Genomic DNA, 13,128 nt, shown 5'->3' with positions numbered 1-13,128 from the left:
CAAATTGTAAAGTACAATTGAGCACCAAATAATTAAAAGTGAGGTTTGAATATGACAACATTCCTTTTAGTCATCATTTATTTGGCTTTTATTAGCTTAGGTTTACCTGATTCATTGTTGGGGGTAGCATGGCCTGTGATGCAATCTGACTATGGAGCCCCACTTGAGACTGCTGGATTACTTTTTATGACGATTGCAGGTGGTACAATTATTTCCAGTTTAGCTAGCGGAACGGTACTCAAACGGTTCGGAACTGGTAATGTCACATTTGTAAGTTGCTTAATGACTGCTGGAGCATTGCTGGGCTTTCATTTTGCTCCATCGCTAGTTTGGTTAATTGTATGTGCCATACCACTTGGATTAGGTGCAGGATCTGTTGATGCAGGATTAAACGATTATGTTGCTACACATTATAAGGCACACCATATGAGTTGGTTACATTGTTTTTGGGGAGTCGGTGCTACTTTTGGTCCTATAATTATGGCTCAGTTTATTTCAGAACAACATTCTTGGAGAAATGGATATTTTGCAATCTCTGGAATTCAGTTCACTTTAACTGTAATACTTCTCTTCACTTTGCCCTTATGGAATAGAGTGAAAAAAAACAGAAACATCACCTTAATTGAAGAGCCGGAAGATTCAAAAGGTGTATTTAACAATGTAGAAGGTAAACATGTAAAACCTTTACAAATTAAAGGAGTTAAACTGGCTCTAATCTGCTTCTTGTTTTATTGTGGGGTTGAATCAACAGTAGGTCTTTGGGGAAGTAGCTTTTTGGTAAATGTCAAGGAGTTACCGGTAGCGGTTGCTGCACAATGGGTTTCCTTATATTACGCAGGAATAACAGTGGGTAGATTTATTACAGGCTTTATTACCTTTAAAATGAGTAACCGCACTCTCATTCGGATGGGGCAAATAATAGCATTAGCTGGTGCCACACTTCTATTCCTACCATTGCCTTCCACTTTTTCGCTTGTAGGTTTTATTATGGTTGGACTAGGATTAGCACCGATATTTCCGTGTATGTTGCATGAAACTCCAACACGTTTTGGGAAGAAGCATTCCCAGACAATTATGGGCTATCAAATGGCTGTTGCCTATACAGGTAGTACTTTCATTCCACCTCTACTTGGTTTCATTGCATCTCATTCAACAATAGGAATCTTCCCATTTTGTATTGCTGTTTTTGTTGCAGCAATGCTCCTAAGTTCGGAAAAATTAAATACCTTACTGACAAAGAAGGATTTATTAAAGAGGAAAGATAAAAGCTCAAAAGCATTTTAATTATGTAGGAATTCAATAGATAACAAAGTTGCTTATTTTACATTAAGGAAAAAAAGTATTAGGAGTGATTTATTATGAAAACTGAAAAAGAGAAAATGTTAGCTGGATATCAATGTTATAAATGAATACAAAATAGTGAATTTCAGTCTTTTTTATGTAAAACTGCAAGTAATTAGCCTCACGTAATTTGTATCCCGTAATCAGGAGGTTTAACATGTCAAAAATTCTGGATTAAAGATAACTAGCTGTTAAGTTAACCGGAATTGGGAATCGAGTAAAAGAACTAAAACATGAATTCGTGTTTTTAGGAGACATACCACAAACCCGTTCTTTTCTCCGGTTTCAAAGGGGGAACATGGAAAAAAGCAGTTTGCATGTATATGTTCTTTTGCATGATAAGGAAAGCGTATGTGTTGTAGAGGTACACACCTTTTAGGACTCATATAAGTAATAAAGAGGTGAATGAGGTCCAACCTACGATAGTACAGAAGGCAGCTAAATCTCCGCGAGTAGCGACCTATGCTCGCTCGGACATCACAACAAGTCTACAAGCAAGGCAAGGAGAATAAGGCTAAGGCCGAAGATAAAGAGAGGAACCCAAAGGCCAGAGATACATTTATCGTGGCGAAGCCAAGCCCGCGCAGGGTCCACTCAAGAATTATCAAAGATTTTTCTACGTCTTTTTTACCTTTTGGAAAAAAATGGACAAAAGTCTCACCGATATGAGAAGAAAACGGTCTTTGATATCTTATGTGTTGTATATGATTGTACAATGTCACAAAAGCTCAAATCTGCAAAATGATATTTTAAAATACTTGATGGTGATGTGGCGAGACTCCGTTTAGGAATAAAAATATGAAAAACTCGTTCGAAACGGATATAAAATAGTTATATTAATTTCATAATGTGAATAAACAATGTAAGGAAACCTAACATAAATGACTTTTCCTATAATGTTTGTTGTTATAATAACCCCAATATTAGGAAAACTAAAGGGGGATTTATGAATGAAAAAAACACATCCAGCAATTGTTATTTTTCTTTTCTTTTTAGGTTGGGTTTTTATGTATGCTGATCGAAACATACTTTCGCCAGTTATGGGGAGTATTGGTGATGAATGGGGACTTGATAATTCTCAATTAGGGTTAATGTCGACTGTATTTTTTGCCGCTTATGCACTTATGCAAATTCCAACTGGATTTTTAGCTGATAAGTTTGGAAGAGTGAGAGTTTTAGTTATTGGATATATACTATTCGGTGTTGGAACATATTTTAGTGGACTAGCTGCAAGCTTTGGTATTTTTCTATTAATGCGTGCGTTAACAGGTCTTGGCGAAGGTACATATTATGGTTCACAATATGGAATTTCATCAAGTATAACTCCTAAAAAATATAGGGGACTAATTTCTGCACTTATAAATAGTGGAATGGCCTTCGGTATTTCTCTTGGATTTATTGCATCGAGTTATTTTACATATACTTTAAATAAAGGATGGCAATTTCCATTTTATGTTTTTGCTATACCTACTATCATTGTTGCGATTTTAATTGGACTATTTGTACGAGACAATCAAAAACAAGAAAAGAAACAAAAACAGGTAATACAAGAAAAAGGTAGTATAAAACAATTATTTACAAAAAATCATATATTGGTATATATTTTAATCTTTTGTTCATTGTATGGATTTTTTGGAATGCTGACATGGCTTCCTTACTATTTACAAACAACGCGTGGAGTTGAAGCTTCACAAACAGGAATCATCGCATCGTTAGTACCATGGGCTTCAATACCAGGAGCAATTATCTTTGGTTACTTGTCAGACAAAATAAAAAGCAAAAAACCACTTATTATCATATTAGCAATTGCGGGAGCTTTTTGCCAGTTTGCAATTCCGTATATTGGAAACTATTCCTTGCTTCTTATTGGATTAGCCTTATATGGATTCCTTGGAAAGTTGGCTCTTGATCCAGTATTAATATCTTATCTGGCAGATATAACTCCTTCTTCTATGTATTCAAGAGTATATGGATTTTTCAACTTTAGTGGAATGCTCTCTTCCATATTCGCCCCTTATATTACTGGATATTTCGCTGACAGAACAGGGAGCCTAGAATTCGGTTTTTATCTATCAGGAGGTTTATTGTTAATTGGAGCAATGTTGTTTATTTTTACGGATAAACAATTAAAAGCAACAGTCGTTACTTCAAAATCAATGAATTTGTCTAAGGAGGAAACAGCATGATGAATAAAACAATTGTTGGATCCAAAACAATGGTAGTTAGCCCTCATTATCTTGCATCACAAGCTGGAAATTCCATTCTCCAAAAAGGCGGAAACGCATTTGATGCTGCAGTAGCAGTTAGCGCTTGTTTAGCAGTCGTATATCCACATATGACGGGACTTGGTGGTGACTCCTTTTGGCTTACATATAGTGTAAAGGATCAAAAGGTTCGTGCTTATAATGGGAGTGGCCGTTCAGGTTCTAAACTTACACGCGAAGTATTTAAGGGGAAAAAATCAATTCCCCATCGTGGTGTAGAAAGTATCATTACAGTACCTGGAATGGTGGATAGTTGGGATGCTGTGTTAACAGAATATGGGCAACTATCTTTAGCTGAAGTTTTAGAGCCAGCCATTCAGTATGCGTCAATAGGTTTTCCTTTTTCAAAGGATCAGCATGAAAATACGGTAAAAAATGCTGATTTACTACGGATTGATCCGGATACAGTAGCAATTTTTTTACCAAATGAAAGAATACCTGATTTAAATGAAAGATTTGTACAAATTAATCTAGCAACTACATTAAAAGATCTTGCTCGATATGGAAGAGACGGTTTTTATAAAGGAGAGTTGGCAGCTCGAATTATTTCGAGTTTAAAAGAAAAAGGTGGAATGTTAACGCTGGAAGATTTCGCTAATCATCAAGGTATGTGGACTGATCCGCTTTCAACGTCATATCGAGATTATCAAATATACCAGGTTCCTCCAAATTCACATGGGTTTGTCGGAATAATGGCTCTTAATATATTAGAGAATTTTGATCTTTCTTTAATACCAGAAGGCTCTTATGAATATTATCATTTATTAGTAGAATCATTAAAAAGAACCTTTCAAGATCGTAATGCAGTACTAACAGATCCTGATTTTCACTCCATTCCCTTAGAGCAATTATTAAGTAAATCCTATGCGAAAGAAATCGCAGATTCAATTGATCTACATATTGCAAGGGATATTCAAACGCAATCAGTCGGTAGTGATACAGCTCATGCTGCCATTATGGATGAGGAAGGCAATGCGGTTTCCTTTATTCAGAGCCTTTACTTCGAATTTGGCTCTGGGGTCGTAGCAGGTAATACGGGGATTATTATGCAAAATAGAGGGTCATTCTTTTCACTTGATGAATCGCATGTAAACTGTCTAGAGCCAAATAAGAGAACGTTCCACACACTTATGCCAGCGATGGCATTAAAAAATGGACGACCGCGGATTCTGTACGGTACACAAGGAGGGGAGGGACAGCCGCAAACCCAAACTATCATCATCACGAGAATGATTGACTATGGTATGGATCCCGGGAGAGCAATCAGTGAACCTAGATTTGTTTGGGGAAGAACATGGGGAGCTGAGACACAAGAATTAAAAATAGAAGGACGAGTTAATCTTAACGTAATTGAACAGCTAGCAAAAGCAGGACATTTAGTTAATAGAGTAAAAGAATTTGATGGTGTTATGGGTCATGCAAATGTAATTTTAATAGATGATCAAGGCTTTGTTCATGGTGGTGTCGATCCAAGAAGTGATGGTGCAGCTGTAGGCAGGTAAAAATAAAAATGATAATGGTAACCCGTATTCATAATTGAACGGGTTACTTTGTATGTCCTAATTGTTGTTGGATTTCCCCTGCTTCGATCAGTAACAATGGATGCGTATGCCTAAATGAATGCAACGTAATTTCCTTGTTGATATGCGGTAATATCTTAAGAAGACGTAGTAATCGTATTGTAGGCAGTTTTTGCACCAATGTATATCCCTCTAGTGAAGTGAAGACAAAGTTTTCATCCATGTAATGATGCCTGTTTTGAATTTTCATTTTATTTTGCTATAGTAGATGCTTTTTTAATAACTTCATGACCTGATCGTCCATCAAAATGGTAAATCGCCTAGGGGATGTAAAGGTAAACTTCATACATCCAACTTCAACGAAAGACATACATATAGTTCGGGGCGATGGGGGGACAACAACTACTAGAGTTTTTTCAAGTAAAAGGAACTGTTGAAAGTTGGATTAAAAATGTTTTTAACTTAGTGAAGGATCATCCAAAGACGGTTTTCCCTTATTTCGATTGATGTTTGATTTTAGATTAATAAAATTGTTAACGCTTACATTTTTGCAGATTGAAGTTGCAAAAAGATGTACTAAACTATTTGAATATGTCCATTTATAATCAAATTATGAAAGGGGTTACTATCATGAAAGAACGGTCTCAACGAGTACTTACCAGATTTTTGAAAGTAAATACCTTTTTGACTTGTGAGGATTTAAGTAAAGAGTTCAATATTAGTGAGCGTACTTTTCGAAACGAATTGGTCCTGATTAATAAATATCTGTCTGAAAATAATTATCCATCCATTACGACGACAAGAGGAAAGGGGTTGAAGTTGGACCTGTCTGATGTGGACCGCGGAAAGCTCCAATTGAAAATGGTTGATGATAGGGAAACGGATTATTATAGGCCCAATGAACGTTTTCTTGCCTTACTTTTAGATATTGCCGATACCACAAAAACGACAATGCTTTTTGAAATGGAAGAAAAACTGCAGATATCGAAAAGTACATTGGATGAGGATATGAGAAGACTTCGTCAGTTTTTAAAGGAATATGGTATTTCTGTAGTGAGTTTAACAAAGCAAGGGATTGTATTAAGAGGAGATGAACGATCAATACGCACTATGTTGTACGACGTAATTAATAGTGTTACAGATATTTCCAACCTATTGGGGTACCGAGATAGAGATACAGTGAATACCTTTGCAGATCAATTTGTCCTTGATTATTTGGATACAAGTGTATTGAGGGTCATTGGAGAACATTATGACGAAGTCTTTGAAAAGTCTCGAGTAGAGATTAATCATGTATATCGAAATCAAAGCATTCTATTTTTAGGTATATGGGTAAGGCGGTTGCAAGAGGGAAATAACCTTAGGGAATTAGCCAAAGTTAGAGCCGAGATAAAAGAAGATCCTGTCAGAAATTTTGTGGATTTCATCTGTATGGAATTTGGTTTATATCCATCATTAAATGAAATAAAATATACTACCTTTACAATCGAATCGTTTAATCCAAAAGATATGAATAATTCATTCGATTGGGTTACCGCACAATTATTAGCTATTCAATTAATTGAGCATGTAGAAAAAGTAACCAGAATCCCCTTTTCTCAGAGAGAAGAAGATTTGTATGAAGGTTTGTATAAGCATATCACAGGGTTATTAAGCAGGGCGAAGAACGATTTACAGGTATTTAATCCGTTGAAAGAAACTATTAAGGAGTCCTTTGCCGAGATTTATCAGGCAGTCACATGCTTTAGTAAGCAAATAGAGGACTATATAAAAAAACCATTATCAGAAGATGAGATCGGGTTTTTGACCGTTTATTTTTCAACTTCTGCCAGCCAAATAAAACAGAAAGAACAATATGTTTATCAGGCGGTTGTGCTTTGTAATCATGGGATTTCAACTGGAAAGCTATTGGCTGCGAATTTGAAAGAGCAATTAAATATCGAGATTGTAGCAGTATTGAGTTCGTTTGAATTAGCCTTTATTGACAAGCTTGATGTTGATTTAGTTTTTACGACCATTTCAATTGATTATCCAAGAAAACCCGTATTATTGCTTAATCCAATATTGAGAGAAAGTGATAAGAAGGAAATTAAAGATTTTTTACTCAAAAATAAGAATAAGAGAAGGATCGTTTCCAATAAGTTAGATGCCACAATGCTAATGCAGGATATTCTTATGTTAATTGTAGAAAGCGGCGGTACGGTAACACAGGAAAGCTATCAGAAAGTAGAAGAGACTTTTAAAGAACATCATTTAAAAATTAATACAAGGGAGATACAGCCGATGTTGCAGGATATTTTGAGGGATTCCAACATTCTACTAAAGCAAGAATGTAAAGACTGGAAAGAAGCGATTACGAAATCTGCCCAGATATTGTTAACAGAAGAGGTCATTGAAGAGCGATATATAAACGCCATGATTAAATCTGTTGAAGAGTATGGGCCTTATATAGTAGTAGGGAAGCATTTAGCGTTAGCACACGCAAGGCCAGAAGATGGAGTAAATAAATTAGGTATTAGTGTCATGACGTTAAAGGAACCGGTGAATTTCGGAAATCCGGATAATGATCCGGTGAAAATTGTTTTTTGTCTAGCTGCAGTGGATTCTTATTCGCATCTAAATGTGATGAAAAATCTGATTGAGTTAATTAATGATGAAGAGAAATTAGACCAGTTAATTACAGCACAAGATGTAACCATGTTTAATCAGGTGTTATATGGAAGTGAAGTAATGGAATGAGGAAAGCTGTGGTTATTACAATTGGTGAAGATGCAAGTAGGAAAAGATGAATTATATAAAACAAAAAACGAAAGAGGAGAGAGTGACATGAAAAAAGTAAATATCTTATTTGTATGTGGAGCAGGTTTAGGAAGCAGTTTTGCTTGTCAAATGGCGGCAGAGGATGTATTAAGCAAGTTGGGTATTAATGCCAAGCTAGATCATAGTGATATCTCGTCTGCTGTTTCAGTAAAACCCGATATTATTATTACGGCACAGAATTTCAAATCCCAATTTGAGAAATTTTCAGTTGATCCAAAACAAACGACAATTGTTTATTTGAGAAATATTGTATCTAAACTAGAGATTGAAGAAAAAATCACCCCGGTATTAAGGGAAAAAGGCGTTTTAGCTTAAAAATAAATAGAGATAGCTAGAGATGGGGGGAGAAAATGGGTGTAGTCAACTTTATTATAGAGAATATTTTGACACAGGCATCAGTCACAATTGCGTTGATTGCTATGTTGGGGTTAATTTTGCAAAAGAAATCAACAGGGCAAGTTATTTCTGGTTCGTTAAAGACGATGTTAGGATTTATGGTATTGTCAGCCGGATCTAGCATTATAGTTGGTAGTTTAATATATTTCGGTAAAATTTTTACAGAAGGTTTCCATATGCAAGGGATTATTCCTTCGATTGAAGCCATTAATGGCCAAGCAATGAATGAGTTAGGCTTGGGTCGTGATATCGCACTAACTTTCTTAGCTATCTTTGTTTTTAATATTTTAATTGCCCGGTTTACTAAATGGAAATACATCTTTTTAACTGGTCAGGCAATTCTTTGGATGGCTACTATGACAACAGTATTTGGTTACTTTGCAGGTTTACGTGGTGTTGCATTGATTTTAGTAGGCGGTTTCATTGGGGGCGTCTTTGCGGTAGCAATGCCTGCGATTGCACAACCATTTGTTCGTAAGATTACTGGTATGGATGATATTGCATTAGGACACTTTTGTACGGTTGGGTATGTGTTTGAAGCAGGTGTAGCGAAACTAGTTGGGGGAAAAGGCGAAAAGAAAAAATCTGTTGAAGATTTGAAATTACCAGCTCAATTTGAATTCTTACAAGATACCTATCTATCTTTGATGGTGGTAATGACTCCTCTTTATATTATTACAGCAGCGTTCGCAGGTGATGAGTTCGCTTCTAAAATATCAGAAAATACAAACTACTTAATGTTTGCTTTCTTACAATCTATCCAATTCGTAGTTGGAGTGTATGTATTACTAGCAGGGGTTCGCTTATTACTAGGTGAAATTGTTCCGGCATTTAGAGGGATTGCCATGCGGTTGGTTCCAAATGCAAAGCCTGCATTAGATTGTCCAGTCCTATTTCCATTTAGCCCTAATGCAGTTATTGTAGGGTTTATCACAACTACTATAGGTTCAATAATTGCAATGTTTGTATTACCAGTCTTTGGGTTGGCAATGATCTTACCAGGTATTCTGACAGCCTTCTTCGCGGGTGGGACTGCCGGTATCTTCGGTAACTTAACAGGTGGTATTCGCGGTGCAATTATTGGTGGTATTGTACATGGTTTCTTCATTACATTATTACCAGCACTGTTAGTAACGACTTTCAATTCTATGGGATTTGTCAATGCAACAGCTACAGATGTTGATACAGTAACAGCTGCTTTACTATATGCATGGCTCATTGGTCCACTTTTAAAAGCTTTCTAGGATGTTGAAAGAGAAAAGGAGGTTCAAGTAATGTTTGGATTTGGTAAGAAAAAACCTAAAAAACCGAAAAAAGAAACAACCGAAAAGGTAGTGTTAACAGTAGAACGAAAAGAAGAGTTAGTACGTATTATCTCCACTAAAAAAGAAGAAGTAAATCAAACAGTTGGAGAAGAACAAGCAAAAATTCATGAGGAGATTGGCCTTGCATTTAATGAACTTGGTGAAGAAAATAATGCTATTGATTCGTTAGAAAAAAGTATTCAGGCTAAAAAGTCATTAGGCGAAGGTTACAAAACTTTATTAAAACTTTATAACAAGAAGCGTGCAGAAGCAGCAAAAGTGAATGATGAAGAATTATTACAGATATATCTAAAGAAAATGGATCAAATGATGCAAGTTTCTAAAGAGGTTACGCGTGGTGTTCGATAAGGAAGGAAATAAAAGATTAGTATAAAGGGAGAGTAATTGATTATGTATATAACACTAAAAGAAGTAACACTTAGGGCTGAAGAATTGAATTATACAGTTGGTTCATTTAATGCACATAATTTAGAGATGTTACCTGATATGATACGTGCAGCAAAAGAGCAAGGAGCACCAATTATTATTCAAACAAGTATAGATACTGCGAAATACATTGGTCATGAAAATTTTGTTGCTGTATGTAAAACTATGGCCACAAATGAAATGGTAGATGTGGTATTGCATTTAGACCATGCGAGGGATTTTGATGATATTAAAGAGGCAATCAATAAAGGATATACATCAGTGATGTTTGATGGTTCTCATTTACCCTTCAAAGAGAACATTATGAAAACAAGAGCAGTAGTAGAATATGCACACAAATATGGTGTTTCAGTAGAGGGCGAACTAGGGACAATTGGTGGTACTGAAGAAGGGATTCATGTAGATGAGGATGATAAGGTTTATACTGACCCAAAAGATGCAGAAGAGTTTGTTAAAGCAACAGGGGTTGATGCTTTGGCCATTGCAATCGGTACTAATCATGGTCAATATAAATCTAAAACAGAAGTAAATCTACCGCTATTAAAAGAAATCAATGCTGTAGTAGATGTACCTTTAGTTATTCATGGAGGTACAGGTGTTAATGAAATGGATATTCATGAATTAATAAATAATGGGATTCGTAAATTTAATGTTGGTACTGAGTTGTTAGTAGCATGGACGAAAACAGCGAAAGAAACATTCGGAGAAACAAAAGTAACTAAATCATTACGACATAATATTATTCCATGTAATAAGGCAGTAAAAGAAATTGTCAAACATAAAATTGGAATCTTCATGAATAAAGAAGACCGTACGCTTCAAGTAAAATAGTCAAAAAAAAGTTCATTTGGCTTTTTCGTAAGAGTTGGAGAAGATGGATAATAAAGAGAGTACGGGGAATTCCTAGTACTCTTTCTTTATTCGTTAGATTATGAGGTGGTAAGATGGATAAAGCCTTAATCTTATTAGCAGGTTTACCAGGAACAGGGAAAACCTACTTGAGTAATATCATCAATAGTAAATTAGGGTCATTTTATAATCTTTCTCAGGATGACTTGAAAGAATATTATTGTGATATATATGGTTATCGTAATTTAGAAGAAAAGCAGAAGATAGAAAAGATAGCATGGGCGAAGTACTATGAAATAATGGAACAGCAAATGCAAGTAGGCGACAATATTATGTCTGATTATCCTTTTAGTCAGAAACAAAAGCCTCATATTCAGCAATTAGTAGATAGATATGGTTATGAGGTCGTTACTATTCGGTTAATTGCAGATTTAGATGTTTTGTTTGAACGGCAAAAAAAGCGAGATTTGGATCCGACAAGGCATTTGAGTCATATCGTGACTTCCTATAAAAAAGGGGATCATTTAGCTAATAGAAGTAATGCAGATAATTTATTGATCTATGAGGAATTTATAAATAGATGTACAACAAGAGGATATGACACGTTTGAATTAGGGAAATTATATGAAGTGGATGTATCAGATTATACAAAAGTGAATTATTCTAGGTTGTTGGAAGATATAGAACGGGGATACATTAAAAGGTACATTTCTGAAACTAGCAAAGAATTGTGAAATCCAAAACTTAGAGGCTTTTTTAATTACATTATATTATTCATCTCTAAGGGCTTGAAGGAATACGATTTTACTGTAGAGAATGTTGTGACAAAGTAAGAGAATTATTGAAGTTCTTCACTTATAAAATAAAAGAGTTTTTTTAAGACGGAGGAATAAAATGGTTGAAAAAATCTAGACAATAATTAGTGATTCTGGAATTCATGCAAGACCTGCGACCTTTTTAGTTAATATGGTTACGCCATTTTCTTCAGATGTGATACTTGAATATAAAAGAAGACAGGTAGATTTAAAATCAATTTTGGGTGTAATGTCGCTAGGAATCCCACAGGGAGAAACAATTAAAATAATTGCTCAAGGCGATGATGCAGAACAAGTGCTATCAAATATTGATGAAATGATGAAAACAGAAGGCCTAGGTGTATAGGTGTATAAATCAGATTCAAGTTCGATAATCCAAAATTCTCCCCTGATTGGAAAATACGAATAATAAATTTATTTTTCACTTCAATAATCTAAAGTTAAGTTAATATTGTAATTAATAATGAGGTTTAATATACTATCAATACTTTTATAGTATTAGCTAAATCAAATGCATGCCTTTTAAAAAAATATTTCTCTGGAGCCAATCGTTATTGGGTTTGATCTTCTTTAAGTGATCGATATAAAACCAAAGTGGCTGTTGAAAGAAGGTCTGCATTCCTGAATTCTTATCCTCAGATACTTGATGATTCAAATGGAGTAAACGACACCCGAATGATTCAAACTATGATCTATCAGTTTGTGAATAACATAGGAAAGCTAAGGGGAAGTATCACAGGCAGCCAACACACCGCATCATGGAGATCGATTATGATAACATCTGGTGAAAATGAAATCTTTGCCTATGCAGAAGCTCAAGGTGTGGCAGCAAGAGTAATCCCTAGTACTAAGTTCTCGTTTGAAGGTGAAGACAAAAGCTTTTCAGGAAAACTTTACACCTCATTTAATAGCAATTGCTGTTACTCTTTGGCTATCATCTCATCGTTTTAAATATTCATGGTTTATTCTTGCGATAATAGTAGCTTTCTCAAGAATATGGGTAGGTGTTCACTATCCTTTAGATGTAGTTGCGGGAATTTTAAATGGAGTGATAATTGCAGTATTTACACATTACCTTTTGTTCAAGGTAAAACCCATAACATTACTAATAGAAAGACCAATTTTCCAAGGACAAGGTGGGTGAAAGATTGGTTAGCTATGGAAGATTATAATAGTCTCGTTCAACTTAACAGGAGCTTTACTTCATTATCAGGAGCTGATCAGCAGCTCCTTTTCTTATGCAACTATAGGGGCAGTTTAGTTCATAAAGGATTTCCAAGTTATTCAAACTAACGGGTGCTTTACTTCAATTTTTCAACTCTCTCAATGGAATTCATATTTTCTTATTTTACAAAGAAAACCCCAATTTATA

12 protein-coding genes and 1 pseudogene are annotated in these 13,128 nt (G+C 35.2%); 12 read left to right on the top strand and 1 reads right to left on the bottom strand.

All coding sequences use genetic code 11. The features are described 5' to 3' along the window. Positions 1–51: 51 nt before the first annotated feature. From ABIE66_RS28260 to ggt, 4 genes and pseudogenes are all read left to right on the top strand, one after another. Complete coding sequence (locus ABIE66_RS28260) at positions 52–1,284, top strand: MFS transporter (protein ID WP_370017168.1); 1,233 nt, start codon at positions 52–54, stop codon at positions 1,282–1,284. A gap of 631 nt (positions 1,285–1,915) precedes the next feature. Further along, positions 1,916–2,086 (top strand): annotated as a pseudogene (locus tag ABIE66_RS28255) (IS4 family transposase); the annotation flags it as partial. Positions 2,087–2,291: 205 nt separating this feature from the next. Continuing rightward, positions 2,292–3,527, top strand: coding sequence for an MFS transporter (locus ABIE66_RS28250; RefSeq protein WP_370017167.1), 1,236 nt, complete (start codon positions 2,292–2,294; stop codon positions 3,525–3,527). Continuing rightward, on the top strand, positions 3,527–5,107 hold the full coding sequence (ggt, locus tag ABIE66_RS28245; RefSeq protein WP_370017166.1) for a gamma-glutamyltransferase: 1,581 nt from the start codon (positions 3,527–3,529) through the stop codon (positions 5,105–5,107). Before ABIE66_RS28250 ends, ggt begins: the two co-directional genes overlap by 1 nt. Positions 5,108–5,150: 43 nt before the next feature. Here ggt and ABIE66_RS28240 read toward each other — a convergent pair whose 3' ends face one another. After that, positions 5,151–5,375 carry a hypothetical protein gene (locus ABIE66_RS28240; protein ID WP_370017165.1) on the bottom strand — a complete coding sequence of 75 codons (225 nt, stop codon included), beginning with the start codon at positions 5,373–5,375 and terminating at the stop codon, positions 5,151–5,153. Positions 5,376–5,755: 380 nt separating this feature from the next. Between ABIE66_RS28240 and ABIE66_RS28235 the strand changes: the two genes are divergently transcribed. From ABIE66_RS28235 to ABIE66_RS28200, 8 genes are all read left to right on the top strand, one after another. After that, positions 5,756–7,864, top strand: coding sequence for a BglG family transcription antiterminator (locus ABIE66_RS28235; RefSeq protein WP_370017164.1), 2,109 nt, complete (start codon positions 5,756–5,758; stop codon positions 7,862–7,864). A 30-nt stretch (positions 7,865–7,894) separates the two neighbouring features. Further along, positions 7,895–8,260, top strand: a complete 366-nt coding sequence (locus ABIE66_RS28230; protein WP_370017163.1) for a PTS sugar transporter subunit IIB — start codon at positions 7,895–7,897, stop codon at positions 8,258–8,260. 35 nt (positions 8,261–8,295) lie between these two features. After that, the gene (locus ABIE66_RS28225; protein ID WP_141993394.1) at positions 8,296–9,585 is read left to right on the top strand and encodes a PTS sugar transporter subunit IIC; all 1,290 of its coding nucleotides are present in this window, start codon (positions 8,296–8,298) and stop codon (positions 9,583–9,585) included. A 30-nt stretch (positions 9,586–9,615) separates the two neighbouring features. Next, positions 9,616–10,014 (top strand): tetratricopeptide repeat protein, encoded by a 399-nt coding sequence (locus ABIE66_RS28220; protein WP_370017162.1) that lies wholly within the window; start codon positions 9,616–9,618, stop codon positions 10,012–10,014. A 42-nt stretch (positions 10,015–10,056) separates the two neighbouring features. Next, complete coding sequence (locus tag ABIE66_RS28215; RefSeq protein ID WP_370017161.1) at positions 10,057–10,923, top strand: class II fructose-bisphosphate aldolase; 867 nt, start codon at positions 10,057–10,059, stop codon at positions 10,921–10,923. A gap of 113 nt (positions 10,924–11,036) precedes the next feature. Next, positions 11,037–11,675: a P-loop nucleotide/nucleoside kinase family protein gene (locus tag ABIE66_RS28210; protein WP_370017160.1), complete on the top strand. Its 639-nt coding sequence runs from the start codon at positions 11,037–11,039 to the stop codon at positions 11,673–11,675. A gap of 181 nt (positions 11,676–11,856) precedes the next feature. Then, complete coding sequence (locus ABIE66_RS28205; RefSeq protein ID WP_370017291.1) at positions 11,857–12,102, top strand: HPr family phosphocarrier protein; 246 nt, start codon at positions 11,857–11,859, stop codon at positions 12,100–12,102. Positions 12,103–12,621: 519 nt separating this feature from the next. Then, complete coding sequence (locus ABIE66_RS28200) at positions 12,622–12,900, top strand: phosphatase PAP2 family protein (RefSeq protein ID WP_370017159.1); 279 nt, start codon at positions 12,622–12,624, stop codon at positions 12,898–12,900. Positions 12,901–13,128 lie beyond the last annotated feature (228 nt).

The organism is Peribacillus sp. B2I2 (genome assembly GCF_041261685.1).
Lineage (GTDB): Bacteria > Bacillota > Bacilli > Bacillales > DSM-1321 > Peribacillus.
Note: the sequence above shows the minus strand (reverse complement) of the source record. Positions and strands in the feature narration are given on the sequence as shown.

What these genes read in the sequence shown, in the direction of transcription:
- ABIE66_RS28230 (WP_370017163.1), top strand. Translation starts at nt 7,895, where the DNA reads ATGCAAGTAGGAAAAGATGAATTATATAAAACAAAAAACGAAAGAGGA.
- ABIE66_RS28260 (WP_370017168.1), top strand. Translation starts at nt 52, where the DNA reads ATGACAACATTCCTTTTAGTCATCATTTATTTGGCTTTTATTAGCTTA.
- ggt (WP_370017166.1), top strand. Translation starts at nt 3,527, where the DNA reads ATGAATAAAACAATTGTTGGATCCAAAACAATGGTAGTTAGCCCTCAT.
- ABIE66_RS28250 (WP_370017167.1), top strand. Translation starts at nt 2,292, where the DNA reads ATGAAAAAAACACATCCAGCAATTGTTATTTTTCTTTTCTTTTTAGGT.
- ABIE66_RS28215 (WP_370017161.1), top strand. Translation starts at nt 10,057, where the DNA reads ATGTATATAACACTAAAAGAAGTAACACTTAGGGCTGAAGAATTGAAT.
- ABIE66_RS28235 (WP_370017164.1), top strand. Translation starts at nt 5,756, where the DNA reads ATGAAAGAACGGTCTCAACGAGTACTTACCAGATTTTTGAAAGTAAAT.
- ABIE66_RS28220 (WP_370017162.1), top strand. Translation starts at nt 9,616, where the DNA reads ATGTTTGGATTTGGTAAGAAAAAACCTAAAAAACCGAAAAAAGAAACA.
- ABIE66_RS28225 (WP_141993394.1), top strand. Translation starts at nt 8,296, where the DNA reads ATGGGTGTAGTCAACTTTATTATAGAGAATATTTTGACACAGGCATCA.
- ABIE66_RS28240 (WP_370017165.1), bottom strand. Translation starts at nt 5,375, where the DNA reads ATGAAAATTCAAAACAGGCATCATTACATGGATGAAAACTTTGTCTTC.
- ABIE66_RS28210 (WP_370017160.1), top strand. Translation starts at nt 11,037, where the DNA reads ATGGATAAAGCCTTAATCTTATTAGCAGGTTTACCAGGAACAGGGAAA.